Origin of the sequence: Nocardia jejuensis NBRC 103114 (assembly GCF_001613145.1) — a bacterium.
Taxonomy (GTDB): domain Bacteria; phylum Actinomycetota; class Actinomycetes; order Mycobacteriales; family Mycobacteriaceae; genus Nocardia; species Nocardia jejuensis.
Map to the genome: position 1 here is coordinate 100,826 of NZ_BDBU01000003.1, position 26,435 is coordinate 127,260.

Sequence of the window (26,435 nt, forward strand, 5' to 3'; positions counted from 1 at the left end):
CAACCACTCATGTCCACCGACCCCGAATTGGACCGGCCCGCGCCGCACGCGCCCGCGTCCATCCGACCCGACCGGCCCGATTCCACCGACGAGCGAGCCGTGGAGATCCTCGCGCAGGCGCGGGCGATCTGCGAGCCCATGCTGCTCGAGGCCATCGTCTCCATGCCGGATCCGCTGCGGCGCATGGCCGGATACCACTTCGGCTGGTGGAACCCCGACGGCACGCCCTGCCTGCACGGGTCGGGCAAGGCTCTGCGCCCCGCACTGGCGATCGGGGCGGCGGCCCTGTTCGGCGCGGGCCCCTCGGCGGTCGCGGCGGTCGCCGTCGCGGTCGAACTCGTCCACAATTTCGCGCTGATCCACGATGACGTCATCGACGGTGATCTGACTCGGCGTGGGAGACCGGCGGTGTGGGCGGTCTGGGGAATCGCCGACGCGGTGCTGCTCGGGGACGCGGTGCACGCGCTCGCGGTGAAGGTGCTCATCTCCCATGTCCCCGGCGCGATACTCGGTGAGGCGATCGATCGCCTCGAGTCGGCGGTCATCGAGATGTGCCGGGGGCAGCAGGAGGACTGCTCGTTCGACGGACGGCACGTCACGGGCGTCGTGGACTACGAGCACATGGCCATGGGCAAGACCGGTGCGCTCATGGGATGCGCGTGTGCACTCGGTGCACTCTCGGCCGGGGCCGGGCGTTCCGAGGTCTCCTCGATGGACCGTTTCGGCCGCGAACTCGGTCTCGCGTTCCAGTACACCGACGATCTCATCGGCATCTGGGGCGACCAGGAGGTGTCGGGGAAACCCGTGAGCGACTTGAGACGTCGCAAGAAATCCCTCCCGGTGGTGGCCGCGCTGCGCTCGGGCACCCCGGCCGCCCACGAACTGGCCACCATCTACCAGTCGGACTCGCCCATGTCCGCGGCGGACGTCGCACGCGCGCAGGCGCTCATCGAAGCCGCGGGCGGCCGGGAGACCACGCAGTACTACGCCGATCGCCGCATCAATGCCGCCATCGCCGAACTTCCCGCGCTGGAGGCGGCGAACACTCTGGTGGCGCTGGCCCATACCGTCGCCAATCGGGATCGCTGAGGTTCCGAACGATAGGCGCAACGAGAAGTGGAGTCGGCGAACCCCACGCGGGTTCGCCGACTCCACTGTTGCCGCCGATCCGAATCAGGGTGCCGGAGTGAAGATTCCGAAGCGGATCCCCGAGTTGTCCACCAGATAGGCGAAGACCAGGCCGCTGTCGTTCGTGATCGGTGCGGTGAGCGCTTTGCCGCCCAGTCGCTCCGCCTCCGCGAGGGTCGCGACCACATCGGCGACCTCGACCAGGAACATCCCGTGATTGTCGGAGGCATCCTCGGTGTGCGCGACGCCCCCCACGGGGATCTGGCCATCGGCGTACCGGAACAGGTCGTAGGCGCCCCCGCCGTTCGGATCCGTGAAGAACGTCCAGCCGAAGAGATCACCGTAGAACGATTTCGCCGCGGCAGGGTCGTTGCTGCCGAGTTGGAACCAGGTCACCGTATTGGTGGTCGTGCTCATCTTTCGCCTCCCGAGAAGTGGATGTCGTGCTGCGAGATCAACTTTCCCGCGTCCCGGCGACAACCCCCTGTCGGTGTTTCCGAGGCGAATCCGCTCAGAACGACACGGCGCGCACGACACAGTCGGGCACGGACACCGCCGAGGTGGCGCGAGCGGACACCGGAGCATCGATGATCGCGACCTCGCCGATGCGATCGATGCGGAAGCACCTCGACTCCTCACGCAATCGGCACCATGCCATCAGATACCAGCCCTGCCCGCCGACCAGGAACGTCGAGGGCTCCACCTCCCGCTCGGTGTTCTCACCGGTCTTGTCCCGGTAGGTGATCCGCAGTACTCGACCGGCCTCGATCGCTTCGGCGAGCACAGCTGGAATCTCTTGTGCGCGTACCGCATCCGCCGATTCCAGTACTCCCACCCGGGCCGCCAGCTCACGCGCGCCGGAGGCATTGCGCGCCGGCATCACGGCCATGATCTTGCCCAGCGCGCTGCGCCCGGCCCGATCGAACGGAGCGCCCTGACTGCGTTCGAGCGCGACGGCGATCGCGACCGCCTCGGCCGGGGTGAAATTCAACGGCGGCAAGGACATGGTTCGTTCGAGCGCGTATCCCCCACGGCGCCCGACGTCCGCGTAGATCGGCACTCCGGCCTGCTGTAGCGCGCTGATGTCCCGCTCGATCGTGCGCGAGCTGACCTCGTATCGCTGTGACAATTCACGCGCCGTCCGAACCCGCGGCGCGACCGCCCGCAGATCCTCTACCAGGGCGTACAGACGATCCGTGCGGTTCACCGGCCAACCGTAGCCCGCACCACCGACAACTCCGGCGGAGAGCGGCTACGTGGCACCCAAAGCCCGACGACATTCCGGACAATTCGGATTGGTTGCTGAATATTTGCTCGCTGCTAGGGTGGGAATCGGGCTGCCGCGGTGATCGCGAACAGTCGCGAATACCGGCCACATCAGACAACTCGAGAGCATTTCCCGAGGTCAGCAGTGCGACAGTCGGAGGTTGCGATGAGCTTCGTGAGGAACCTCGCGATATGCGTGGTCACTTTCCTCTCGGCCGGACTGATATTCGCTGCACTGCTGTGGATTTCGGTGAGACTGAGCCGCCGGATGTTCGGGCCGGACGCGCGGTGGAGCCGCCTCGACGTCGCGCGCATCGTCCGCCTGCAGTCGCTGCCGAGCGATATGCGATCCCGCGACCTGATCGCGGTCGTGATCTCCGGCGGCCTGGCCACGCTGGCGATCATCGTCCTGACCGGACCGGCGGGCTGGTTCGTTCCGATCATCTGGAACGCGGCCGTCTATTCGATGGCGGCCACCGCCTCGATCGTCGCGGAGTATCGGGGCTCGGCCCTCGCGTGGTGATCCCGGGTCGCGACTCCGCGACGCCGTGCCGGAGCACGGCGTCGCGAGGACTCAGGGCTGGGGTTCGAGCAGGTATTCCACGAGCGTGATCAGCGACCGAACACAGCTGGGCCGGTCCCGAGCGTCCAGGGACAGCAGCGGGGTCTCGGCGTCGAGGTCGAGCGCGTCGCGAACCTCGTCGAGCGGAAAACGCGTCGCGCCTTCGAATTCGTTGATCGCCACGGCGTACGGGACGCCGCGTTCCTCGAGCACCGAGAGGGCTTCGTCGGCCTTCTCGATGCGGCGGGTGTCGACCAGGACGATCGCGCCGAGCGCTCCGACCGCCAGGTCCTCCCACATCGGCACGAAGCGCCGCTGTCCGGGTGTGCCGAACAGGTACAGCGCCAGGCGCGGGTTCAGGGTGATGCGGCCGAAGTCCATGGCGACGGTGGTCGTCTGTTTGCCGGCCAACCCGGCCATATCGTCGACGCCGACGGAGGCTTCGGTGATCGTCTCCTCGGTGCGCAGTGGCCGAATCTCGGACACGCTCCCGACGAACGTGGTCTTTCCGACGCCGAAGTTGCCTGCTACCAGCAACTTCACCGCGCGGGTCACGGTTCGCGGGACATAGTCGACGACGCGCTCATGCGGATAGAGCGCGGAGCCCATGCAGTACCTCCTCCAACAGGGCTTGCTCCGACAGGATGTCCGTCGGAGTGGGGTCGACCAGGTGGCCGCTGTCCAGCAGGTCCGCTGCCACGATCTTCACCACGGACGGTGGCAGGTCGAGATAGGCGGCCACTTCGGCCAGGGTCAGCGCACCGCGCCGACAGACTTCGATGATCCGGCGGGCATCGGACGAGGCGCCGGCCGCCGGATCCTGGACCGCGACGACCAGCGTCACCAGGTCCAGTGCTCGCGACGGCCGCGATCGCCCGCCCGTGCGCACATACGCACGGACCAGATCGGGGTCGCGCCGCGGCCGGCTCATGGGCGCCCGAGATTCGCTCTCGTCCGCGACATACTGCCCAGCTCGTACCCGACACGGACGGCGAGTTCGTTCATGCGGTGCGCGACCAGGCTGACGTCCACGTCCTGGGAGGTCGAAACACCCAGGAGCGCACCGGCTCCGGCGGCGGTGATGAAGATCATCCCGCCGTCGTACTCGGTCATGTTCTGGCGCACGCCGTTCTCGGCGCTGCCGCCGCAGAACTCACCGAGCGCCTTGCCCAGCGCGCGCAGGCCCGAGGCCGCGGCCGAGAAGCGTTCGGCATCGTCCACGGTGATCCCGCTGGTGTGAGCGATGCGCAGACCGTCGTCGGACAGCAGGACAGCGAACCGGACACCGGGAAACTCGAGGTCGTCCAGAAGCCAGGCCAGTTTGTTGCTGTCGGTCGCTGTCATAGCTGGTGTGCTCGACAAGATCTCATCCCTTCGAGTGATCGATCGCGGCCGCGCGGCCGCGCTGGGAACCGCTGTGCCATGCTGCGGCGATATCCGGCCGCGCCGAACCGGATTCGGCCTCACCGACGCTGGGCGCCGCCGAGGCGATCGCCGTGCGACGCCGCCGTTTCGGCAGACCGCCCGAGGTCACATCGTTTTCGGGCGGTGAATTATCTTCAACCATAAGTGGTTTCGGCTCGACAGGCAGCTCGACCGGTGCACTCGGGATCCGCTCGTCGCTGAGCGGCTCGAGTGCCACGCGCTCGACCACCAATGGTTCACCGGCAGTCCGTTCGACTACCAGCGGTTCCAGCGATACCCGCTCGACGGCGGGGGGTTCGGCCGCGGCCGGAACATCGGGGACATTGTCCGGCACCGAGACCGGGGCAAGCAGCGTGTCGGGGATGAACACCATCGCCCGCATGCCGCCGTACATGTTGGGACCGTCGATGTAGATGGTGAAGCCGTAGCGCCGGGCCAGTGCGGCCACGCCGGGGAAACCCACGCGCGGTGAGGGTCCCAGCTGGTGCACGTCCACCACGCGGTCACCGCCCAGGATCAGGCGGGTCTCGTCGAGTTGCTCGGCGTTCATTCGCACACCGGCGTCGTCGATGATCACCGTCACTCCGTGGTGGCCTTCCTGAAAGCCGATATCCACGAACGAGGTGGGCGGTGAATAGCGCAGCGCGTTGTCCAGCAGGGTCGCCACGGTGTGCACGAGGGGTTCGACCACACGGCTCAGCACCACGCGATCGAGCTGCCCGGGCCGCACCCGGGTGAAGTCCCGCACGCGCCCGACCGCGCCACCCACCACGTCGGTGAGAGTCTGCTGGGGCCAGCGCCGTCCGGGCAGACCGCCGCAGACGATCACGAAGGACTGTGCCTGGCGGATCATCTGCTGCACCGAATGGTCGATGCGGGTGAGGGTTTCGTAGACGTCGTCACCGCGGTGCTGGCGCAGCGATCCGCTCAGTACCTGGCCGACGTCGGTGCCCAGGCTCACCACGGAGGTGCCGAACGCGCGAACCGCGGCGCGAGTCGCCTCGCGGGCGGCGGTCTCGGCTTGGGTGCGGGCGGTGGTCGCGGCCTGTGTGACGGCCAGCTGCAGGGCGGCGTCGGCGTCGCGCTGGGCTCGCTCGCGGGCGTCGTCGGCGACGGCGCGCAGTTCGTTGCCACAGGCGGCGGCCCACTGCCACACCAGTTCCGCGATGTGTGTCTGTTCCAGTACGGCCGGCAGTGCGACGGTCGGCGATTCGGTATCCGAACGGCGCACCGCCTCCCCGATCGCGGGCACGATGGTCCCGGTCAGGTTTTCGATCATCTTCTCGACGGCCTCGTCGCGAGCGCGTTGCTCACGTTCGAGCGCATCGGCGCGGGCTCGCTGTCGTCTCGCCGTCCACCACCCGAACCCCGCGGCGATGACCGCGAGGACCAGTGCGGCGGCGAGCACCGAAACGATCACGACAGCGTAATTCGAATTCATAGGAGCGCACCCCGGAATCGGCCGGTACGGATCGGCCGGGAAGACAGGCGCGGGCGTTCACTCGTCCCGGTGAGCAGAACGCGTCGTGGTCGCGGGCAGGTTCTCAAGTCGCTCAAAAGCAAATACTCCGGACATGGTCGCGTATGCACGCCGATCCGGGCTTCCTCGGAGTGCTCCGAGGGGGCCGGACCACAATTGCTTTGTCGTCCAGCCCCATCCCATGATCAGCGTCGCCACAATAGCAGAATCGATTAAGCCATCGAATCATTCGATACCGCTGAGCAAACCACTTCCCGAAGCACCTGCACCTCAGCGCATTTCAGGCCCCGTCCGCGCCCACCTCGGGTGATCGTCAGGCCGTGACGACCGCCGCACGCCCGGCCTCGACCGCCTCGCCGATCCACGGCAGCACCGCGTCGCGGACCCGGATGGTGCGCGGCAGCAACCCGTTGGCGGCCAGCAGATCGGCTGCGTGCTGCTGTTCGTCGAGGAAAGCCTCACTCACCGCGGCGACGCCGAAGGGGCGTCCACGCAGGGCCGCCTCCCAGGCGTCGAGGTCGGCGCTGCCGCCGCGCGCGACCACATCGTCGACGAAGTACTGGGCTGCCGCACGCGGGTTCTCGACGATCCAGGCGTCCGATTCCTGCAGAGCGGCGATGATCGCCTCGAGCGCGTCGCGCTGCCGCTCGGCGAAATCGCGGCGGGTGAACCACAGCGAGGGGTGGCTGAACAGCGATTCGGTGTCGATGAGCGTGTGCAGTTCGGTCGCGGCCTCGACCGCGGTCAGGCCGGGGTAGGCCCCGACCCAGGCGTCGAGATCACCGCTCAGCAGCAGAGCGCCGCCGTCGTGCACATCGGTGTCGACGGGTTCGATATCGGCCCAGCCGAGACCGGCGCGCTCGAGGGCGAACAGCAGCAGGGTGGTCTGCCACGAGCCGTGCGCGATGCCCACGCGCTTGCCCTTCAGGTCCGCGACATCGGTGATGCCGCTGTCGGCCTTGGTCACCAGACGACCGTTCTCGATACGTGGTCCGGAGATGCCGACATAGACGATGTCGCGGTCATTTGCCAGCGCGGTGACCGGCGGCGTGAAACCGGTCCCGATGAAGTCGTAACCACGCTCGTCGAACAGCCAGTCCGAATGCAGGGACGGCAGGGCCGATTCGACGTCCACCCGCGGAGTTTCGGGAAGAGTGCGCAGATCCACCCATTCGATATCGGGCAGGGCACGCTCGAGAATGCCGCGGTGACGCAGGACGAACAGGGAGTTGTTGTGCGGGAAGTAGCCGACGCGAATCGCCATGGGATGCTCCTGGGGAAGTGTGCGGTGGATCGGGTGAGGGAAGCTCAGATGAGGCCGCGGCGGCGCGCCTCGTCGGCCAGACCCGTGCGCCCCCACTGCACGGCGAGATTGCTGGGGTCGAATTCGGCCGAGCCGCCCAGGGTTTCCCCGATGGCCTGGTACTGCGCGCCTTCCTCCAGCAGCACCACCAGCTTGGCCAGGTCCAGCAATCCCTTGCGCCCGATGACGTTCGCGCCGCCGTTGGCCTCGAAGATGGCGATCAGATCGGGGTCCTGCGCGAGCCGGTCCAGGATGAACTGGCCCGCGCTGATGCTGCGGTCGATGTGCGGCGGGATCTCGCGCGAGAGGGTCAGGCGCTGCACGGCGGCGTAGCGGATCGGCAGGGTGCGGTGGGTCTGGGCCCAGCCGCCCAGCCACGGGCTGTGCACGTGCACGACCGAGGTGATCTCCGGGTGCTGCCGGAACACACCGGCGTAGCCCTTGACGAAACCGGCGGAACCGCTGCCGGACAGCACTTCTCCGTCGAAGGTGGCCACGACGGGTTCGATGGTGCGATCCTCGGCCCAGGGGCCGGGCTCGTTGAGCGCGATCGCGATCTCCTCGCCGGGCACGCGCTCGACGAAATTGACGGTGCCGTTGCCGGTGACGGTGCCGCTCTCGCGAAGCACGCGGAAGACCTTCTCCGCGTCGCGGGTGGCGGCGGCGACGAATTCGGCTGCGGCGGTCGAGATCCGGGTCTCGGTGGTGGTCATTTGTTTCTCCTAGTGGGTCAGGGACAGCGACGCCGCGGCGTCGGAGGCGGCGGTGTCAGGGATGGTGGCGTCGGGAGCGGTGAGCCGGGATCGTCCGAGCAGCGGAAGCACTTCCTCCCCGACGCGGTACGCCTCTTCCAGATGCGGATTGCCCGCGAGAATGAAGGCGTCCACGCCCAGTTCGGTGAGCTCGTCCAGGCGCTGCGCGACCTGTTCGTAGCTGCCGACGAGGCCGAAGGCGGGACCGCCGCGAATCAGGCTGAAGCCACACCACACATTGGGCTGCACCTCGAGATCGCGGTAGCCGGTGATGGTTTCGGGCACCCAGCCCTTGATCCGGGCCGCGCCCACCGAATCACCCTGGGCGGCGCGGTTGGCGGCGTCGCGGTCGACGAAGGCCCAGCCCTTCTCGATCTCCGCCCAGGCCGCCTCCTCGGTGTGCCGGGCGACGATGTCGATGCGGACCGCGAATTTGGGGGTGCGGCCGGTCTTCTCGGCGTGGGCGCGCACGCCGTCGAATTTGGCGCGCAGGTCCGGGTACGGCTCGAGCCAGGAGAGGTAGTAGTCCGCGTGCCGTCCCGCGGCCTGCACCGCGGCGCCCGAGGAACCGGAGAAGTACATCTCCGGGAACGGCTGTCCGGCCAGACCGGGCGGCAGGGCGGCCCCGGCGGTGTGGAAGAAGCGCCCGTCGTGATCGAACGGCTCGCCGTCCCACACTCCGCGCAGCACGTCCAGGAATTCGGTGGTGCGGGCATAGCGGTCGTCGTGGGAAACCTTGTCGCCCCACCACAATTGGGCAGGACCGCCGCCACCGCTGATGATGTTGTAGACCAGCCGCCCGCCGGTGGCGCGCTGCAGGCTGGCCGACATGCGGGCCGCCTGCACCGGATGCAGGAACCCGGGCTGGAAGGCGACCATGAAGCGGTAGGTGGTGGTTTCGCGCGCCAGCGCCGCGGCGACCGCCCACGGATCGTCGGTGACGGGGAACGAGGGCAGCAGTCCGCCGAGGAATCCCGCCGACTCCGAGGCCTTGGCGACGGCGGCGATGTGATCGATGTAGCCGTAGCCGTCGAGTTCGCCGCCTCGGATGGCGGGGGCGATATTTCCCGGACCGTAGCCGTTGGCGTGCCCGCGGTTGTATCGGCGCGGGGTGCGCAGGGAGGCGTGATCACCCTCCATGCCGATGCGCCAGTAGACGTCGATGGTCATGCGGTGGCCTCCTTCAGGATTCGCCCGGCCGGATCGGCGAGGTGCAGCAGGTGCTCGCCGGCGCGGTGGATCTCCTCGATGTGCGGGTGACCTTCGAGCACGACATGGTCGATGCCGACGGCCTCGTACACCTGGAGTTGGCGTGCGACCTGCTCGTAGCTGCCGACGAGACCGATCGGATCCGGGTAGCCGAGGTCGGTGAAACCGGCCCAGCGTCCGTCCCCGAGGCTCAGGGCGTGCGCGCCGGGGCCGTCGGGATGCACTTCGCGCCATTGGCGTTCGACGCGCGCCCAGGCTTCGTCCTCGGTCTCGCGGGCGACGACCGGGATTTCCAAGCCCGCGCGGACGGTCCGCCCCGCAGCGGTGGCGAGGCGATGCAGTTCGGACACCGCGCCACCGATACCGTTCGGCGTTTCGGTGAAGACGTGCACATCCGCGTGCGCGGCCGAGAGTTGCAGCGCGGCAGCGGAATTGCCGGTGAGATGGACGGTGGGGAACGGCAGTCCCGACAGGATGCCGCGGAATCCGCCGTCGATGACGTCGTAGTACTCCCCCGCGTAGTCGAACCCGGTGCCCTTGAAACCGGCGCCGGGAACCGGGATCTCGTTCCAGACTCCCCGTGCCACGGTGAGGAACTCCGCGGCACGCGCGTAGCGATCCGCGCCGCTCACCCGGTCGCCCCGGGCGATCGCGCCCTGCGGATCGGAGTCCACGGCGAGCCGCCAGATCAGGCGTCCGGCCGAGAGTTGCTGCAGGGTCGCGGAGACCTTCGCCGCGTATACCGGAGTGCCGAAGGCCGGGTCGAATTCGATCACGACCCGCGAGTGCCGGGTGGCACGCAGGGCTCCGCCGCCGACGATCCAGGATTCCTCGCCGGCCGGATCGTAGGGCGCGAGCACCCCGTCCAGACCGGAAAGCTCGGCGGCGCCGATGATCTGGTGCAGGTCGTCGAAGGGCCCGAGGTTGCCGGGGCGCACATCGGTGGCGGGCGTCGCCGGTGCCGGGCCGCCGAATCCGCCGCGATGGCGCAGTTCGGGGAGAGCGCGGCGGCCGTCACCTCGGCTGGGCAGTCGCCAGAAATACTCGGTCATCGCGCACCACCGCCGTGGTTCGAGAGCACAGATCCCGTCATACCGTCACCTGCTCGGCGGCGACCTGCTCGAGCGCGCGTTCCAGCGGCTCGCGCGCGACCCAGGAGTCGAGGTCGAATTCGGCGGCCAGGAAGCCGTGGGTGTAGAGGAACCGCTGCTGCACGCCCAGCAGTTCGACCCGCTCGTCCGACAGCGACGGATGCAGGCCGAGGTGGAAGTCCTCTCCGTAGGCGGCGGTGACTCCCGCTGGGCCCGAGAGGGTTTCGCGCTGCAGTACCTCGCGCACGCCGTCGAGGTTGCCGGTGGCCCAGTTCGCCGCGCGCAGGCTCTGGGCCAGGAATCCGATGACGACCTCCGGCCGGGTGTCGAGCAGTTCCTGGTGCACGGTGATCGGCCGGGGTGTGCCGTTGTTGACCCGCAGCCGCTTGGTGTCGGTGGCGTCGAGGTCGACCGCGACCCGCAGGCCGTGCTCGATCGCGACCTCCTGGGCGCGAGCGCCCTTCACGTAGATGGCGTCGACCTCACCGCTGAGCAATTCCTCCACACCCCAGGTGATGTTGCGGCGGCGATCCTGAACCTCGGTGCGCACCTGCGGATCACGCTCGACCGCGAGCTCGACCGGCCGCACATCGGCCAGGGTGAGTCCGCCCAGCCGCAGCGCGTTGGCGAAGCCGTGCAGGGCCATGGCGCGCGGAAAGCTGCGCGCCTGATCCTGTGCCCAGGCCGGGATTCCGACGCGCAGCCCGGCCAGTTCGGCGGCCGAGGTGACCGGCGAGTGCGGGCCGACCAGGATGGCCTGGGATTCGTCGATCCAGGTCAGGCCGATCAGCCGGGTCGGTGATCCCTGCGCGCGGGCCGCGAGGGCGGGTACATTGCCGCCCTCGCGCACCAGCCCGGACAGCTCGTGCGAGAAGTGGAAGCCCGCCAACTCCGGGCCCGCGTCCTGCAGGACGCCGAACTTCAGGCCGCTGTCGGCGGCGGTCTCACCGAGCCAGCCCAGGCTGTGGGCGAGTCCACTGGCCGTGGGCACGGGGCAGCGGGTGTACCAGAGGGTGTCGGTCATGAGGTGCTCCTGGAGGTTGGGAGGGAGGCGTCGCCGGGGTGGGGGCGGCCGACGCCCAAGTGGCCGAGGAAGGCGGCCTGGTAGCGCACGGCCGCGGGATCGGCGCGGTCGCGGGGATGCGGGAGAGCGATCTCGGTGTCCACGGCGAAGCGTCCGTTGTCCAGGATCAGCACTCGGTCCGCCAGCCGGACCGCCTCGTCCACATCGTGGGTGACCATGAGAACGGCAGGACGGTGCCGGGCGACCAGGTCCCCGACCAGATCCTGCATTTTCAAGCGGGTGAGCGCGTCCAGAGCCGCGAAAGGTTCGTCCAGCAGCAGCAATTCGGGCTCCCGCACCAGAGCGCGGGCCAGGGCCGCGCGCTGTGCCTCGCCACCGGACAGCGTGGCCGGCCACTGGCGGGCCTTGCCGTCCAGGTGGACCTCGGCCAGCGCGCGCAGCCCGGCCTCCTTCGTCTCACGCGAACGGCGCTGTCCCACGACCACATTCGCGAGCACACGCTTGGAGGGGATCAGGCGCGGCTCCTGATAGACGGTGGTGCGGGCGGCGGGCACCAGCACCTGTCCGGCATCAGGGGACTCCAGCCCGGTCAGCAGGCGCAGCAGCGTGGTCTTGCCGGTGCCGCTGGGTCCGAGCAGCACGACGAATTCCCCGCGCCGGATGGTCAGGTCGATGCCGTCCAGAACCACCTTCTCGCCGAAGGCCTTTCGCAGTCCGGTGATCGACACCGCGACCGATCCGCCGGTGCGCACCGGCTCGTCCAGCGCGGTCATCGGATGGTCACCTGTCGCTGCCACGGCATGGCGTAGCGCTCCGCGACGCGCACCAGAGCGTCGAAGATCAGGCCCAGCAACGCGTACAGCACCACGCACAGCACCATGTAGTCGGTGCGGTTGTATTCCTGCGCGAGGGTGACCAGATAGCCGACGCCCTCGGTGGTCCCGACCTGCTCGGCGGCGATGAGGCCGGTGATGCTGATGGACAGGCACACTCGCAGCGCCATCAGCACGCTCGGCAGCGCGGCGGGCAGGATCACCTCGAGCACCAGCCGGAAACCGTGGAGTCCGAAGCCGCGCGCGGCCTCGACCACCTTGCGGTCCACATTGCGGACGCCGAGGTAGGTGTAGGCGTACATCGGCGCGATGGTCGCGACCGCGATGAGCAGCACCTTGTACAACTCGTCGATGCCGAACCAGGCGATGAACAGCGGCACCAGCGCCAGGAACGGCACCGCGCGCACGATCTGCATCGTCGAGTCGAGCAATTCCTCACCGAGACTGGACAATCCGGCAACCAGCCCGAACAGCAGTCCGAGCGATACGCCGAGAGCGACACCGAACGCGGCGCGGGTGAACGAGGCCAGGGCGAAATCCACCAGCTGACCGTTACCCAGCAGTTCCAGGAACGCCGACCACACCTTGGGCGGCCCCGCCAGCACCTGAGGCGAGAGCGCACCGCTGGCCGAGCCCGCCCACCAGCCCGCGAGGATCAGCGCGGGCAGCAGCACCCGCAGCGGCACCGAAAGCCATGCGGGCCTGCGTCGTTCGACGCGGGCCCGCGGCGGCGCGAGCGCGCCGGAGCGCTCGGCCGGGGCGAGCAGGACGGCCATGTCAGCGGCCCGCCTGCACGGTGGCCAGCTGCTCGGGGCTCAGCTTGGCCTTCAGGTCGTAGAAGATGTCCGCGGCGGTGATCTTGCGGGTGATCACGCCGTTGTCGTAGAACCGGTCGACCACGTCGGCGAGGTCGGTGGCGTCCGAGGCCGAGGGCAGGCGCGGCACCGTCGCCTCACCGCCGACGCGCACGGCGTCCGCGAGGCGCGCACCGCTCAGCGCACGGGGGCCGGTCTTCTCGAAGACGTTCTCGAACTCGGCCGGATTGGCGTGCTGCTGTGCGGTCAGGCCCTGCAGTACTTCGAGATACTTGGCCGCGACATCGGCGTGCGCGTCGAGGATCTCGGTCCGGAACACGACCACCGAATTGTCCTTGGACCCGATGCTCTGCTCGGTCGCGATCTCCACGCCGCCGTTGGCCTTGGCCTCCTGGTACGGCACCAGGAACGAGGACCAGGCGTCCACCTTGCCCGTCGCGAAGGCGGACGCGGCGTCCTTCTGCTGCAACGGAACCCGGGTCACCTTGTCCGCCGGGATCCCGGCCTGAGCGAGGGCCTTGAGCAGGATGTACTCGCCCTTGGCGGCCGGATTCACCGCGACCCGCTTGCCGACCAGATCCGCGACCGAGTGGATGCCCGAGTCGGGAGTGGCGAGAATGCCGCTCTGGTCCTTGCCCGCGGGGTCCTGTACGGCCACGATGCGCACCGCGACATCCTTGGACAGCGCGCCGACCACCGGGCTGAACGCGGCTCCGGAGACGTCGAGCTCCTTGGTGTTGAACAGCTTCAGCATGGAGCTGAAACCCGGTGTGGTGGTGACCCATTCGACCCGCGCGTTGAGCGGGGCCAGGGCTTTGTCGAAGCTGCCGTCGCGCTTGGCGACCGCGAGCGGACCCGAGTTACCGGGATCGGCGACCTTGAGCACCAGCTGCGCCTGCGGACCCGAATCGGTCGATCCGGAACCACAGGCGGCGACCAGCGCGATGACGGGGGCTATTGCGAGAGCTAGACGCCAACGATGTGGCCGGCGCGTGCGAGACATCCAGGGCACCTCTTCCGGGATCGACGATCGACGGGGTTCTCGATCGATGTCCTGGGGACAGTAGGGATTCGAATCCGGCACGGCGAGGGAATGCTTTCCGAGGATCGGAAGGCTTGACAGATCCGGGGCGAAGCCGTTATAGCGCTTGGTTTTCCGGCGGAGCTGCTGAAACCGGCGTTGCCGGACAGGGTTTCGATCCACCTGAGCGAAACTCTCGAACGGCGGTTCTTTCCGTTGAGCGGAAAGCATTCGACGATTCGGGCCGAACCAGCGTGTTACCGTCGCTGCTGTGGAAGCCTCCGGAGTGCAGACCGTCGCTCGTGCCCTGTCGGTGCTGGACTGCTTTCGCGGGGGCGAGGAGCGCGGTGTCTCCGAGGTCGCGCGGCAGCAGGGATTGGCCGTCAGCACGACGCATCGACTGCTCAGCGCGCTCGTGCAGGCCGGTTTCCTGGAGAAGGACGAGGACTCGAGCCGCTATCGGGTCGGGGGCGCGCTCGCGGAGTACGGGCAGATCGCGTATCGGCAGCATCGGATCTATCTGGCCGAACCCTGCCTGGAACAACTCGCGGCGACCACCGGGGCCAGTTGTTCGGTGGCGATCCGGCACACCATTCACGCGGTGCTGCTCGGTACCAGCCGCTGGCGCGAGAGCGACGGCCACCGCCTGCAGGGCGTGCGCCTGCCCCTGCATGCCAGCGCGCTTGGCAAGGCGCTGCTGGCCTGGTCCGACACCGCCGACAGCGAACTCGAATCGCTCCCGTACGACGAGGGCACGGCCCGCTCGGTGTCCGGGCCCGCCGAGTTGCGCGCGGAACTGACGCTGACCCGTGAGCGCGGCTACGCCTACAACGACGAGGAACTGGACCCCGAATTCCGGACCATCGGGATTCCGATCCTGGACCCGGCGGGCCGCTGCCGCTTCGCGCTCGGACTGCGCGGACCGACCACGCTCATGATTCCCGAGCGGGTGCCGTTCCTGGTCGAGCTGGCCAAGGTCACCGCGAGCGATATCGCCGCCCGGTTCGCCGCGAACACCGGCGCCTGACAGCCCTGGAACAGGCTGCGTAAACACCAGGGCCACACCGGGTCCTGACTCATCGGCGTGCCGTCCGGCCGCCCTGCGCTGTCTCGCGCGTCACACTCGGCAAGGTGTGCGGCAGGTGATGCTACGGTAACCGGAGGATTAAACTCCGCTTAACGGCGGGGGCGGCTTTTCGATGAGGAAGGAGCCGCGAGGCAATGGTGGCATTGGACCTCGACGGCGCGGGACCGGCTGCGCACGCGCCGGTCGGCGGGGTGATCCGGCGAACCTGGATCGCGGTGCGCGGACGAGGATGGGAGGCGCTGGGACAGCTGGCGCTGATCACGGCGCTGTATCTGGTGTATCGAGCCGGGCGGCTCATGGCGGCCGGGGAACAGGTGCGCGCGTTCGAGAACGCGCGGTCGCTGATCTCGTGGGAGAACAGTCTGCAACTACTGGACGAGACCCGCGTCCAGTCGATCTTCCTGGGACACGAGTTCCTGGCCAAGTCGGCGAACATCTATTACGCCACAGCGCATTTCACCGTCGCGGTGGCCGCGCTGGTGTGGCTGTGGGCGTATCGTCCGACCTACTATCGGCTGACCCGAAATCTGATGGTCGCGTTGACCGCCGCCGCCCTGCTGCTGCACGTGCTGATGCCGATCGCTCCCCCGCGCATGCTGCCGGAATACGGGTTCGTGGATCTCGCGGCCCGCTACGGTCCCTCGGTCTACGGGCCGCCCGAGACCGATCACCTGTCCAACCAATTCGCGGCGATGCCCTCGCTGCACGTGGGATGGGCCATGCTCCTGGCCGTCGCGCTCATCGCCGCGACGCGTGCGCCGTGGCGCTGGCTGCTGCTGGCGCACCCGGCGATCACGCTGCTGGTCGTGATCGGGACCGGCAACCACTACTGGCTCGATGCGATGGCCGCCACGACCCTGCTCTCGGTGGCGGCACTACTGCATCCCGCGGTCCTGGCACCCCGGGAATCGGACGTTCAGCCCGAAACCTGAGCACGCGGCCCGAAACACCGCCGCCGCCAAGGATTTTCGGCCGCATGCACCGGCGGTCACCGTACGACGCGCGAGGCGTCGCCCGGGCTCCCGGACAATCGCACGCGGCTGGGGCAGGATGCGAGCCATGAAGGTAATCCTCTACGGCGCGACCGGCATGATCGGGCAGGGTGTTCTGAAGGAGTGTCTCGCGGACGATCGGGTGGAGCAGGTGCTGGCGATCGGGCGCAGCTCCCTGGGCATCTCGGATCCCAAGCTGCGCGATCTGGTGCAGTCCGACCCGACCGACCTGTCCGCGATCGCTGACGAACTGCCGCAGTACGACGCGTGCTTCTTCTGCCTCGGCGTCTCGTCGGTCGGCATGAAGGAGGAGGCGTATCGCAAGATCACCTACGATCTGACGCTCGCGGTCGCACGGACGTTGGCGAGCGCCAACCCGAAGCTGACGTTCATCTACGTCTCCGGACAGGGGACCGACAGCACCGAGCAGGGCCGCTCGATGTGGGGGCGGGTCAAGGGCAAAACCGAGAACGATCTGCTGGTACTTCCCTTCCAGGCGTACATGTTCCGGCCCGGCTTCGTGCAGCCGATGGACGGCGTCGTGTCCAAGACCCCGCTCTACCGCGCCGCCTACGCGGTCACCGGCCCGCTGATTCCGCTGCTCGCACGGCTCGCACCCAACGCGTTCAACGACAACCGGCAGATCGGCCGCGCCATGATCGCCGTCGCCGCCTCGGGAGCGGACGACCATGTGCTCACCCCGCGCGATATCAACGCACTGGCCGTCAAGCCCTGAGCCCGGCCGGGCGATCGACCCGGTCCTGACCGGGAGCCTTCCCCTGTTCCCGAATCCGTATCGGCCGAACCCGGGATCGGCTGGGGGTCAAGCGGATTCGAGGCCGAGGAGGCGGGTCAGCAGGGCGGCCTGCTCGGCGAAGTGGGTGAGGAACTCCGGCGAGCGCGGGTCCGTGCCGCAGACGCCCTCGATCACCTGCGGCAGGGTGGTGGGCGCCATGGCGACCGCCATCAGCATGACCACGAGGCAGGCCGGGTCCAGCTCGGACGAGAGCGTGCCCGCGTCCTGAAGGGCGCGGAGTTCCTCGACGGTGCCGCCCAGCATTCTGGTGCGGCGGTCCTGGTCCGGATCGCCCTCCGGGCCGGTGTACTGCAAGCCGTTCCAGGCCAGCAGGCGCGCACCCTCCGGATTGTTCAGCGCCTCCATCGCATAGCGCCGGACCGTTTCCGGCAGCGGCGTGCCGGGGGGCACAAGTTCCCGTTGCCGCTGCTGCCATTGCTCCGACATCGCCTGGTACAGGCCCTCTTTGCCGTCGAAGTAGTACGAGATCAACTGCTGGTTCACGCCCGCGCGCGCGGCGATGGCGCTGATCCGCGCGCCCGCGTACCCGTGCGCGCCGAACTCGGCCGAGGCGGCATCCAGGATCAGCTTGCGGGTGCGTTCGGGGTCGCGCTGGCGCTCCTGAGGGGCCGGCGACCTGCGCGGTTTCGACGAGGGCACGGCTGAATCATACCTGGGCACGGCAGATTCATGCATCGCTTTGAGTTAATCAAACAGATGGTTGACAAAACTCGTGAGCCGTTTGACGATGGAACGGTGCCCGCCGACGCCGGCACAGGCTCCGATCGAAAGAGTTCGAAATGTCCAACTGCACAAGAGTTCTCATCGCCGGTGGCGGACTCGGCGGGCTCGCGCTCGCTCAGGCGCTGCACGCCGCCGGTGTCGAGGTCGCCGTCCACGAACAGGACCCCACGCCTCGCACACGCAACCAGGGCTACCGCATCCATCTGGACGTGAACGGCAATGCCGCCCTGCGCGCCTGTCTGCCGCCCGAGGTTCTCGACGAGGTGCGCCGCTCGGCGGGCATCTCCGGTGACCTGGTCGCCATGTACACCGACCGGTTGGTCGAGACGATGGCCCAGACCTTTCCGGTCGAGTCCGCCGACGAGATCACCAATGTCGACCGCGACGCGTTCCGTCGCGCCCTGCTCACCGGCCTCGGCGACGTCGTCCGCTTCGGGCACACCGTCACCGGCTACCGGATCATCGAGGCCGGCCGGGTCCGGGTCGAGTTCGCCGAGGGTGGCTCCGACGAGGGTGATCTGCTGATCGGCGCGGACGGTATCGGCTCACCGATCCGGCGGCGTCTGCTCCCGGACGCCGTCGTCGAGGATCTCGGTATCCGATGCCTCTACGGCCGTATGACACTCGACGACACCACCGTGCCACTGCTGCCCGCGAGCTTCCTGCGCGGCTTCTGCTGGATCGCCGACCCGCACGGCGGCGGCGCGGCCCTCGCCCCACAGCGTTTCCGCACTCCGCAGCCGGACCGGCCGGACTATCTCATGACCACGCTGGTCACGCACGCCGCGAGACTCGGCCTGCCGGACGATCGGCTCTACGCGCTCACCCCGAGCGAGCTGTGGACCCTCGCCGCCGAGGCGACCGCGCGCTCGCACCCGACCGTCCGCGACATCTTCGCCCGCGCCGACCCGGAATCGTTCTTCCCCATCACGATTCGCACCAGCCGCCGCGTCGAGCCGTGGCGGTCCGGCCCGGTCACCCTGCTCGGTGACGCCATCCATGCCATGCCGCCGACCGGCGGCGTGGGTGCGAACACCGCACTGCAGGACTCCGCCACCCTGGCCGCGGAGATCCTCGCGGCCTCCCGAGGTGGCAAGTCGCTCGCGGACGCGGTCTCGACGTACGAATCCGTCATGCTCCCACGAGGTTTCGACACCGTCGAACGCTCACTGCGGATGGCCACCCAGATGTTCGCCACCACCTGACGCCCGCAAACGTGTCTCTCGGACCAAGTACCGTTGCCGCCGCAGCTGTCCACGAGAGATCCGAGAGTATGAGCGACCACTCCCCTTTCCCCCTGCCCTTCGTCGAATCCCACCGAATACCGGTCGCCGAACCAAGGACCGTGCGCGAACTGCAGATGATGCGGCTCAGCGCGCACATTCGGTCCAAACCACAGTGGTTCGACAAGCGGAACGACGCCGAGATCGCCCAGCGGTGGACGCGGGAGGCGACCGCCCAGGACTTCAGCGCGGCCCAGATTCGTTATGTGATGGCGGAATTGGCGCATTACGCCCAGCTTCGCGATGAGCGGACCGGGATCGAGGTGGCGGCTGTCGACGGGGTGTGGCAGTCGGACACCCTGATCGACGACGAGCTCGCCGCCCGCCTGCGCGCGGCGGTTCGCGTACTGGAAGAGGTCCCGCCCGCCGAACTCGACTGGCATCCGGGATCGGATGGACAGGTGCTGGATCTGGTTCATCCCTCGCTGTTCTGCCTCGTGCGCCCGGTGAGCGGCGCCGACGAACTCGCGTGGCCGACCGCGGCACATCCGAGCGTGCGGTACGCGTATTCGGAGAAGTTCCAGTGGCTGCCCACCGACGTCGTGGTCGGCGACGACGGCGAGGCGGTCTTCCGGTCCTACGTCAACAACGTCCACCCCGAGGCGCACCGCCACCTCGACTCCGTTCTGCCGGTGCTGTTCTCGCGCCTGCTCCCACTGTTCGAGAACGTGCTCACCGATCTGCGTCATCCGCGCCCGCTGCGGATCGAGGCCGATTCGTGCAGCTGGTACGACGAGGATCCGGACAAGCCCGTGGAACCGTCGGAGGAAGAGGGCACCGAGGCTCGCGCTGCCTGGCACAGCGCCATGGACACCTGGTGGGACACGCGCCGCCCGGTCGTTCCGGACGCCCCCGAGTTCAGCCCGCCGAGCCTTCCCGATGCCGCCCGGGTGGATCTGCGCGGTCGCCCGCTGCAGGTGATCGTCAAGCTCGCGACCATTCATCTCACCCCCGCCAAGCCCGAATACGCGGGCGGCGCTTGGCATGTCGAGGGGATGATGAACGAGCGCATCGTCTCGACCGGCATCTACTACTGGGACAGCGAGAACATCGGCGAGAGCCGGCTGAGCTTCCGAGCCGCGATCGACGATCCGGAATACGAGCAGAGCGACCACGCGGGCGTGCGGGACATCTACGGTCTCGACGACGAGGATCCGCTCAACCAGGAGCTGGGCTCGGTGCAGACCCGGGCCGGTCGTTGCGTCGCGTTCCCGAACATCCTGCAGCACCGGGTCGCCCCGTTCGGCCTGATCGACCGCGACCGCCCGGGCCATCGCAAGATCCTGGCGTTCTTCCTGGTGGATCCGTCGGTGAGGATCATCTCGACCTCCGATATCCCGCCGCAGCAACCCTGGTCGCCGACCTCGACCATGACGCTCGATCAGGCCCGGGAGTTCCGTGCGGAATTGATGCGGGAGCGGAAGTTCTTCATCGACGAGCACAACGAGGATCTGTACGAGCGGGAATTCTCACTCTGCGAGCACTGAGGATCGTCGTGACACCGGTGGTGCCTCGAACGTGGGCGCCACCGGGCGGCCGATCTCAGCCGACGGCGGCCCAACCCGCGTTCGAAGCCGCGGAATGCAGTGCGTCGAGGCCGAACGCGTCGAGCGGGCCCAGCGCGCCGGTCGCGAGCAGACCGCCGTCCAATGCCGTGTGCGCCCCCCAGGCCATGATCGCGGCGGTGAAGTCGTACGGGTCACCGCCCGCGAGAGTGGTACTCGCCAGCGTGTTTCCGGCGTCGTCACCGACCGTGGCACTCACCCAGGATCGAGTGCGTGCCCGGGCGGCGGCACCGGGACCACCGGTGGACCCCTTCACGGTCAGGTTCAGCGCACCTTCGAGACCACGCCGCAGCGGCGGTACCTGGGCCAGAGCCGCCGACAATCGCGACACGGCCGACAACCCCTGGGCCGCAGGCGAAGGCAGGCCGAGGAACACATCGACCTCACGCAACCGCGGGAACGAACGGGTCAACGCGAAATGCTCCGAACCGGGAATCGACACACCGGTGCGGCCCTTCCCCGCGATGTCGAAGGACCGCACGTGCGCACCGGTGCGCTCCGCGACGACCTGCCCACCGCGCAACGCGAATCCGGGCTCGAACAGCATCCCCACCATGGAGGCGCGGGTGCCGCCGCTGGTGCCGGGCCTGTCCATGAAGTAGCCGATATCGGCGCGCACCCCCGCACCAGCCTCCCGCAGGGCCAGTCCGGCGGCGAGATTGCCTGGCACATAATCGAATCCGAACGCGGTCAGCAGAGCCGACCCGGCGGCACGGGCTTCGTCGTCGCGCTCGAACACCGAACGGATGAACGGCCCCTCACCGGTGGAGTCGATGTAGTGGGCTCCCGCGGCGATCGCCGCCGCCAGCGCGGGGCCGCCGTACCGCAGGAACGGCCCGACCGTGGTCACCAGCACATCACCGCGCCCGAGCAGTGCCCGCACCGACGCGGGGTCGGTGATGTCGGCGACCGCCGTCGGCGCACCTCCCAGCCCGGCGGCGAGCGCACCGAGAGCTGTGGCATTGCGACCGGCCAGCACCGGTTCAGCACCGCGCGCGATGAGAGCCTCGGCGGTCAGGCGACCGGTGTACCCCGTCGCCCCGAACAGTACGATCTTCGCCATTGCCGTCCTACCTGCGTTTCTGCTCGTCGGTGGGCATTGCTGGTCCGGCTCTGCCGAAGTTCGACGGTCGCAGCACCATTCGGAACCGTCGTGTCGCCACCGTTCAGGCCGTTCGCCGTATATCTAACACGCCGGCCCGTGAGATATATAGCCTGTCATTCTCTTATCGCCTCGATCCGGTCCACCCGCCTCAGGCCGGGGCGGTGAGCCGACGGGCCGCGAGCACCGTGGCGGCTCGCCGATCCTCGATGTCGGCGCGATCGCCGTGCAGGGCGTGCACTGCGGCTGTGCGGGCCAGATCGGTGAGCAGGGTCAGCAGGGTCACGGCATGGAACAGATCGGTGACGAATCCGTCCTGCTGACCACGGCGAATCTGGGCGATCTTGGGGGCCACCACGTTTCGGATCGCCTCGTCCGCCGCGGGGATGCGGGTGTCCTCGATCTCCGCCCAGGCCTGCAGCCGCGCATTGTCGGGATTGGCCAGGTAGTGGTCGAAGAGCCGCCCGACGTAGGACGGCAGATCCTGTGCGTCGAGGGCGGTCTCGTCGGTGGTGTCGGCGGCCCACTGGGCGGTCACCGCCGCGTACAGCTCGTCCTTGCCGGCGAAGTACGCGTAGAGGCGGTCCTTGCTGGCACTGGCGCTGGTGGCGATCCGATTGATCCGCGCACCGGCGACTCCGTATCGCGCGAACTCCGCCTTCGCGGCGGCGAGGATTCGCTCCCTGGTGGCATGTCCGGCTGAGCGCATGCCCGGATCCTATCTTGCCGAACCGTTTGGTTCGGGTGTACATTTCCCGAACCAAACGGTTCGGGAGTTCGGAGTGGTCATGACCGAGACGATTCACCGCTGGCGCGAGTTGGCGGGCCAGCCCGACGGGGTCGCGCCCGCCGAACTGGACGAGCTCTGGCAGAGCCTGAAACCTGTTCGCGCGCAAGACATCCTGGGCGAATGGAAGGGTGCCGCGTTCCAGACCGGACATCCGCTGTGCCGGGCGCTGGCGCGCAGCCGCTGGTACGGCAAGACCTTCCTCTCGCTGACCGAGGCCAAACCGCTGATCTGCCGCGCCGAGGACGGAACGCTGTTCTCCGACACGGCGCTGGGCGGCGGCGAGGCCTCCCTGTGGAACATCGAGTTCCGCGGCGAGGTCACCGCGACCATGGTCTACGACGGGCGGCCCATCTTCGACCATTTCAAACAGCTCGACGACACGACCCTGATCGGGATCATGAACGGTCGCCCGGACCTGGTCCTGGCCGACGGCCGGCACTTCTATTTCCTGCTCGAGCGAGCCTGAGCGATGCCACCCACCCACGCCGCCCTCTCACGGGATCCGAAGGCCGGCTTCACGATCGAACCGGTGCGAATCGACGAACCGCGCGGGCAGGAGATCCTCGTCCGCATGGTGGCCTCGGGCATCTGCCATACGGATCTGGTGTCCCGAGCCGCGGGTGCGCAGGATCGTCCGGTGCTGCTCGGTCACGAGGGCGCCGGTGTCGTGGAAACCGTCGGAGCCGAGGTCGAGGGCATCCGCCCCGGCGATCACGTCGTGCTGACCTACCGCCACTGCGGGGAATGCCGTAACTGCCGCCTCGGACGACTCCCCTACTGCGCGCGTTCGACTCGCCTCAACCAGTTCGGGCCGCGTCCGGATCGCTCCGCCCGGGTCACGATCGGCGACAGTGCGGTCCGGGACGGATTCTTCGGGCAGTCCAGCCTCGCGGGCTACGCCCTGACCACCGCGGACAACACCGTCCCCGTGCCGCCGAGCACCGATCTCACCATCGCCGCGCCGCTGGGCTGTGGATTCCAGACCGGCGCGGGCGCGGTGCTCGAGGTGCTGCGCCCCGAACCGGAATCGGTGCTGGTGATCTACGGGGCCGGAGCGGTCGGCATGGCGGGCCTGCTCGCCGCCCGGACCCTCGACGATACGACGGTGATCGTCGTCGAAACCTCCTCGCATCGACGGGATCTCGCCCTGGAACTCGGCGCCGCGCATGCCCTGGATCCCGCTGCCGGCGACACCGTCGCGGCGATCAGGGCACTCACCGCCACGGGCGCGACCCACGCCCTGGACACCACCGGCCGCCCCGAGGTCCTCGCCGCGGCAGTAGCGGCCCTGGATGTGGGCGGAACGGTCGCCGTCGTCGGACTCGGATCGGGCGTCCCGCAGATCGATCTGCGCGATATCGTGCTGTCCGGCATCACGATCCGAGGCTGTCTCGAAGGAGACGCGAACCCGCACCGATTCATCCCGGAGCTGCTGGCCCTGCACGGCGATGGTCGCCTTCCCCTGGACCGCCTGGTACGGACCTACCCGCACACCGAGATCAACGCCGCCCTGGCCGATCACCGCGCCGGACTCACGGTCAAGCCGGTCCTGACCTGGTAGAGCGCGACCCGGTCCGCCCGAGTCGCGTACCGAGGGCCCGTCGATGCCGCGCGACTCTACGATTCAGGGACGAGGCAGTCGGGAGGACGGGCGCGAATGACGATCCAGGATGAGCGGACCAGCGGGCTGGTGCTGTGGGCGGTCGCGGCGTGGGGTGCGATCGCCGCGGTGTTGACCGCGCCGATCGCGGCCGCGCTCGTCGGGACGCTCGTGCGGTTTCCGATCCCGTTCGGTGACCACGCCCGGGGCATCGAGGAGGCCCTCAACGCGGGGATGGCCGCCGTGTTCTATCTGGTCATGGGCGAGGGCTTCGTTCTGGCCGCCCTCGGCGCCGCGGCGGGGTATTTCATCGCACGGGCGCTGGGACCGCGGCTGATTCGCGCACTGGCCGCCGCCGTCGGAGCGGCCTTCGGGCTCGCGGTGCTCGGCGCACTGATCCTGGCGGCCTTCTGAGCGGACCCGCCGCTTGTTTCACGCCGGATACATTCGGAGACTTCGAACTTCACACCCCGTGCCGACAATCGACCGATGTGGAACCCAGGGCCCACCGTTTCGGAGATCGTGGCCTCGCACGAAAGTGGCAGTGGCTCACCGACTGTGACCGCGGCGCGGGTGGCCGATGCCATCGCCGCGCGCGGGGACGACGGGACCTGGATCACGGCGGTGCCGCGTGAGCGGCTGCTGGCCGCGGCGGCGGAGATCGAACAGCGGGCCGGAGCCCGGACACTGCCACTGTACGGTGTGCCGTTCGGGGTCAAGGACAGTATCGATGTGGCGGGCTGGCCCACGACGCTGGCGTGCCCCGACTTCGCCTATGTGGCAACCGATACCGCGCCCGCGGTCCAGCGACTCCTGGACGCGGGAGCCCTGTTCGTCGGTAAGACGAATCTGGATCAGTTCGCCACGGGGCTGAACGGGACGCGGACGCCGTATCCGATTCCCCGCAGCGTGTTCGGCGGGAACCTGATCTCGGGTGGCTCGAGTTCGGGGTCGGCGCTCGCGGTGGCGCTGGGACAGGTGCCGTTCTGCGTCGCCACCGATACGGCCGGGTCCGGGCGGGTTCCGGCAGCGCTCAACGGGATCCTCGGATGGAAACCCTCGCGCGGGTTGATCAGCACGGTGGGACTGGTTCCGGCGTGCCGCTCACTCGACTGCATGACCCTGATGGCCTCGCGGGTGGAAGATCTCGACCGGGTCTTCGAGGTGATGGCGGGCGTGGATCCGGATGATCCGTGGAGCCGGGAGCGGGCCGGGCGCTACGACGGCGCGCGGATCCGCGTCGGACTGCCCGCGGAATCGGAGCTCGAGTTCTTCGGGGACAACGCTTTCCGCGCGGCGCATCTCGGGGTGCGCGACCGGCTCGACCGGATCGGATTCGACTGTGTGGCAACGACGCTGACGCCGTTCCTGGACGCCGGGGAACTGCTGTACCAGGGACCGTGGGTGGCCGAGCGCCTCGTGGAATTCGACGAGTTCCTCCGGGACCGGCCCGACTCGATCCTGCCCGTCGTTCGCGAGATCCTCACCGGTGGTCGCCGATTCGACGCCGTCGACGTCTTCCGGGCGCAGCAGCGACTGCAGCAGCTGCGGGCGCAGGTCGCGCGCATGTGGGGCGAACTCGACGTCATCGTGGTGCCGACGATCGGGACCACGTTCACCGTCGAGCAGGTCCTGAACGATCCGATCGCGACCAATACCGCCCTGGGCCACTACACACACTTCGGCAATCTGCTGGACCTCACCGCGATCGCGGTGCCGATCGGCGCGACCGCCGACAATCGGCCCCTCTCGGCCATGGTGTTCGGTCCCGCCCTCTCGGACGACACCGTGCTCGCCGCGGCCGCCCGCATCCTCGACGAGCCGCGCCCCACCGAGGCGCACCTGAGCTTCCGGCTCGCACAGAAAGAACGACGATGAACGCACTCCAGCACATTCCGGCGGTCCCGGCCGAATTCTCCTTCGATCCACGATCGATCGCCCTGCTCGTGATCGACATGCAGCGCGACTTCCTGCTCCCCGGCGGCTTCGGCGAAAGCCTGGGCAACGACGTCGACTTGCTGCGCACGGTGATCGATCCGCTCGCGGCGCTGATCGCGGCGGCACGAGCCACCGGAATTCCGGTGATCCACACCCGCGAGGGCCACCTGCCCGATCTCTCGGACTGCCCGCCCGCGAAACTGCTGCGCGGCAACCCCTCTCAGCGCATCGGCGATCCCGGAGCATTCGGGCGCATCCTGATTCGGGGCGAGTACGGCCACGACATCATCGACGAACTCGCGCCGCTCGCAGGCGAAGTGGTCATCGACAAGCCGGGCAAAGGCGCGTTCTACGGCACCGAGCTGGCCGAGGTCCTGGAGCGCGACTCGATCCGCTCACTGCTCGTCACCGGGGTCACCACCGAGGTCTGCGTGCACACCACCGTGCGCGAGGCCAACGACCGAGGCTACGAGTGCCTGGTCGTATCCGATTGCGTCGGATCGTATTTCCCGGAATTCCAGCGAGTCGGGCTGGAGATGATCGCCGCACAGGGCGGGATCTTCGGCTGGGTCGCCGATTCGCCGGCCGTCATCGGCGCGCTCACCTCGTCGAACACCCCCGCTCAGTGA

At 68.6% G+C, this 26,435-nt stretch carries 29 protein-coding genes; 12 read left to right on the plus strand and 17 right to left on the minus strand.

The window, feature by feature from the left end:
* The first annotated feature begins 9 nt into the window (after positions 1-9).
* On the plus strand, positions 10-1,089 hold the full coding sequence (locus tag NJ1_RS03100) for a polyprenyl synthetase family protein (RefSeq protein ID WP_157573714.1): 1,080 nt from the start codon (positions 10-12) through the stop codon (positions 1,087-1,089).
* 84 nt (positions 1,090-1,173) lie between these two features.
* On the opposite strand, the gene NJ1_RS03105 is transcribed toward NJ1_RS03100, so the two are convergent.
* Positions 1,174-1,545 carry a VOC family protein gene (locus NJ1_RS03105; RefSeq protein ID WP_067687209.1) on the minus strand — a complete coding sequence of 124 codons (372 nt, stop codon included), beginning with the start codon at positions 1,543-1,545 and terminating at the stop codon, positions 1,174-1,176.
* A 94-nt stretch (positions 1,546-1,639) separates the two neighbouring features.
* On the minus strand, positions 1,640-2,335 hold the full coding sequence (locus NJ1_RS03110; RefSeq protein WP_067687213.1) for a helix-turn-helix transcriptional regulator: 696 nt from the start codon (positions 2,333-2,335) through the stop codon (positions 1,640-1,642).
* A 225-nt stretch (positions 2,336-2,560) separates the two neighbouring features.
* On the opposite strand from NJ1_RS03110, the gene NJ1_RS03115 reads away from it, so the two are divergent.
* Positions 2,561-2,917, plus strand: a complete 357-nt coding sequence (locus tag NJ1_RS03115; protein WP_067687216.1) for a hypothetical protein — start codon at positions 2,561-2,563, stop codon at positions 2,915-2,917.
* A gap of 51 nt (positions 2,918-2,968) precedes the next feature.
* Here the strand turns inward: NJ1_RS03115 and NJ1_RS03120 are convergent, their stop codons facing one another.
* From NJ1_RS03120 to NJ1_RS03175, 12 genes are all read right to left on the minus strand, one after another.
* Positions 2,969-3,565 (minus strand): GTP-binding protein, encoded by a 597-nt coding sequence (locus NJ1_RS03120; RefSeq protein ID WP_067687219.1) that lies wholly within the window; start codon positions 3,563-3,565, stop codon positions 2,969-2,971.
* Entirely contained in the window at positions 3,540-3,887 is a 348-nt protein-coding gene (locus NJ1_RS03125; protein WP_067687222.1) for a DUF742 domain-containing protein, read from the minus strand. Before NJ1_RS03125 ends, NJ1_RS03120 begins: the two co-directional genes overlap by 26 nt.
* Positions 3,884-4,300, minus strand: a complete 417-nt coding sequence (locus tag NJ1_RS03130) for a roadblock/LC7 domain-containing protein (RefSeq protein ID WP_067687225.1) — start codon at positions 4,298-4,300, stop codon at positions 3,884-3,886. Before NJ1_RS03130 ends, NJ1_RS03125 begins: the two co-directional genes overlap by 4 nt.
* A 22-nt stretch (positions 4,301-4,322) precedes the next feature.
* Positions 4,323-5,822: an ATP-binding protein gene (locus NJ1_RS03135; RefSeq protein ID WP_067687228.1), complete on the minus strand. Its 1,500-nt coding sequence runs from the start codon at positions 5,820-5,822 to the stop codon at positions 4,323-4,325.
* 352 nt (positions 5,823-6,174) lie between these two features.
* The gene (locus tag NJ1_RS03140; protein WP_067687231.1) at positions 6,175-7,125 is read right to left on the minus strand and encodes an ABC transporter substrate-binding protein; all 951 of its coding nucleotides are present in this window, start codon (positions 7,123-7,125) and stop codon (positions 6,175-6,177) included.
* Between the two features lie 44 nt (positions 7,126-7,169).
* Positions 7,170-7,877, minus strand: a complete 708-nt coding sequence (locus tag NJ1_RS03145; protein WP_067687234.1) for a class II aldolase/adducin family protein — start codon at positions 7,875-7,877, stop codon at positions 7,170-7,172.
* 9 nt (positions 7,878-7,886) lie between these two features.
* The gene (locus NJ1_RS03150) at positions 7,887-9,086 is read right to left on the minus strand and encodes an LLM class flavin-dependent oxidoreductase (protein ID WP_067687237.1); all 1,200 of its coding nucleotides are present in this window, start codon (positions 9,084-9,086) and stop codon (positions 7,887-7,889) included.
* Positions 9,083-10,177, minus strand: a complete 1,095-nt coding sequence (locus tag NJ1_RS03155; RefSeq protein WP_067687240.1) for an LLM class flavin-dependent oxidoreductase — start codon at positions 10,175-10,177, stop codon at positions 9,083-9,085. Before NJ1_RS03155 ends, NJ1_RS03150 begins: the two co-directional genes overlap by 4 nt.
* 37 nt (positions 10,178-10,214) lie before the next feature.
* Entirely contained in the window at positions 10,215-11,240 is a 1,026-nt protein-coding gene (locus NJ1_RS03160; RefSeq protein ID WP_067687243.1) for an ABC transporter substrate-binding protein, read from the minus strand.
* The gene (locus NJ1_RS03165; RefSeq protein WP_067687246.1) at positions 11,237-12,013 is read right to left on the minus strand and encodes an ABC transporter ATP-binding protein; all 777 of its coding nucleotides are present in this window, start codon (positions 12,011-12,013) and stop codon (positions 11,237-11,239) included. Before NJ1_RS03165 ends, NJ1_RS03160 begins: the two co-directional genes overlap by 4 nt.
* Positions 12,010-12,849 carry an ABC transporter permease gene (locus tag NJ1_RS03170; RefSeq protein WP_067687249.1) on the minus strand — a complete coding sequence of 280 codons (840 nt, stop codon included), beginning with the start codon at positions 12,847-12,849 and terminating at the stop codon, positions 12,010-12,012. The genes NJ1_RS03165 and NJ1_RS03170 overlap by 4 nt, the downstream gene beginning before the upstream one ends.
* A gap of 1 nt (position 12,850) precedes the next feature.
* A complete protein-coding gene (locus NJ1_RS03175; protein WP_067687362.1) occupies positions 12,851-13,891 on the minus strand; it encodes an NrtA/SsuA/CpmA family ABC transporter substrate-binding protein in 1,041 nt (346 codons plus the stop codon).
* Between the two features lie 289 nt (positions 13,892-14,180).
* On the opposite strand from NJ1_RS03175, the gene NJ1_RS03180 reads away from it, so the two are divergent.
* The 3 genes from NJ1_RS03180 (at position 14,181) to NJ1_RS03190 (ending at position 16,724) form a co-directional block, all read left to right on the plus strand.
* A complete protein-coding gene (locus NJ1_RS03180; RefSeq protein WP_067687252.1) occupies positions 14,181-14,936 on the plus strand; it encodes an IclR family transcriptional regulator in 756 nt (251 codons plus the stop codon).
* A 194-nt stretch (positions 14,937-15,130) separates the two neighbouring features.
* On the plus strand, positions 15,131-15,928 hold the full coding sequence (locus NJ1_RS03185; RefSeq protein WP_084477694.1) for a phosphatase PAP2 family protein: 798 nt from the start codon (positions 15,131-15,133) through the stop codon (positions 15,926-15,928).
* Between the two features lie 127 nt (positions 15,929-16,055).
* Positions 16,056-16,724, plus strand: a complete 669-nt coding sequence (locus NJ1_RS03190; protein WP_067687255.1) for an NAD-dependent epimerase/dehydratase family protein — start codon at positions 16,056-16,058, stop codon at positions 16,722-16,724.
* Positions 16,725-16,811: 87 nt separating this feature from the next.
* Here NJ1_RS03190 and NJ1_RS03195 read toward each other — a convergent pair whose 3' ends face one another.
* Entirely contained in the window at positions 16,812-17,444 is a 633-nt protein-coding gene (locus NJ1_RS03195) for a TetR/AcrR family transcriptional regulator (protein ID WP_067687258.1), read from the minus strand.
* A 140-nt stretch (positions 17,445-17,584) separates the two neighbouring features.
* Between NJ1_RS03195 and NJ1_RS03200 the strand changes: the two genes are divergently transcribed.
* Together NJ1_RS03200 and NJ1_RS03205 are read left to right on the plus strand one after the other, a co-directional pair.
* Positions 17,585-18,733 carry an FAD-dependent oxidoreductase gene (locus NJ1_RS03200; protein WP_067687261.1) on the plus strand — a complete coding sequence of 383 codons (1,149 nt, stop codon included), beginning with the start codon at positions 17,585-17,587 and terminating at the stop codon, positions 18,731-18,733.
* A 68-nt stretch (positions 18,734-18,801) separates the two neighbouring features.
* Positions 18,802-20,298: a DUF4246 domain-containing protein gene (locus NJ1_RS03205; RefSeq protein ID WP_084477695.1), complete on the plus strand. Its 1,497-nt coding sequence runs from the start codon at positions 18,802-18,804 to the stop codon at positions 20,296-20,298.
* A 55-nt stretch (positions 20,299-20,353) separates the two neighbouring features.
* Here NJ1_RS03205 and NJ1_RS03210 read toward each other — a convergent pair whose 3' ends face one another.
* Positions 20,354-21,439, minus strand: coding sequence for a saccharopine dehydrogenase family protein (locus NJ1_RS03210; protein WP_067687264.1), 1,086 nt, complete (start codon positions 21,437-21,439; stop codon positions 20,354-20,356).
* A gap of 190 nt (positions 21,440-21,629) precedes the next feature.
* A complete protein-coding gene (locus NJ1_RS03215) occupies positions 21,630-22,187 on the minus strand; it encodes a TetR/AcrR family transcriptional regulator (RefSeq protein WP_067687267.1) in 558 nt (185 codons plus the stop codon).
* Positions 22,188-22,266: 79 nt separating this feature from the next.
* Between NJ1_RS03215 and NJ1_RS03220 the strand changes: the two genes are divergently transcribed.
* The 5 genes from NJ1_RS03220 to NJ1_RS03240 all read left to right on the plus strand — a co-directional run bounded on the left by NJ1_RS03220 (position 22,267) and on the right by NJ1_RS03240 (position 26,435).
* On the plus strand, positions 22,267-22,734 hold the full coding sequence (locus tag NJ1_RS03220; protein ID WP_067687270.1) for a DUF4334 domain-containing protein: 468 nt from the start codon (positions 22,267-22,269) through the stop codon (positions 22,732-22,734).
* 3 nt (positions 22,735-22,737) lie between these two features.
* Positions 22,738-23,829 carry an NAD(P)-dependent alcohol dehydrogenase gene (locus NJ1_RS03225; protein WP_067687273.1) on the plus strand — a complete coding sequence of 364 codons (1,092 nt, stop codon included), beginning with the start codon at positions 22,738-22,740 and terminating at the stop codon, positions 23,827-23,829.
* Positions 23,830-23,925: 96 nt separating this feature from the next.
* A complete protein-coding gene (locus tag NJ1_RS03230; RefSeq protein ID WP_067687276.1) occupies positions 23,926-24,282 on the plus strand; it encodes a hypothetical protein in 357 nt (118 codons plus the stop codon).
* Positions 24,283-24,357: 75 nt separating this feature from the next.
* Positions 24,358-25,746, plus strand: coding sequence for an allophanate hydrolase (locus NJ1_RS03235; protein ID WP_067687279.1), 1,389 nt, complete (start codon positions 24,358-24,360; stop codon positions 25,744-25,746).
* A complete protein-coding gene (locus tag NJ1_RS03240; protein ID WP_067687282.1) occupies positions 25,743-26,435 on the plus strand; it encodes a cysteine hydrolase family protein in 693 nt (230 codons plus the stop codon). The genes NJ1_RS03235 and NJ1_RS03240 overlap by 4 nt, the downstream gene beginning before the upstream one ends.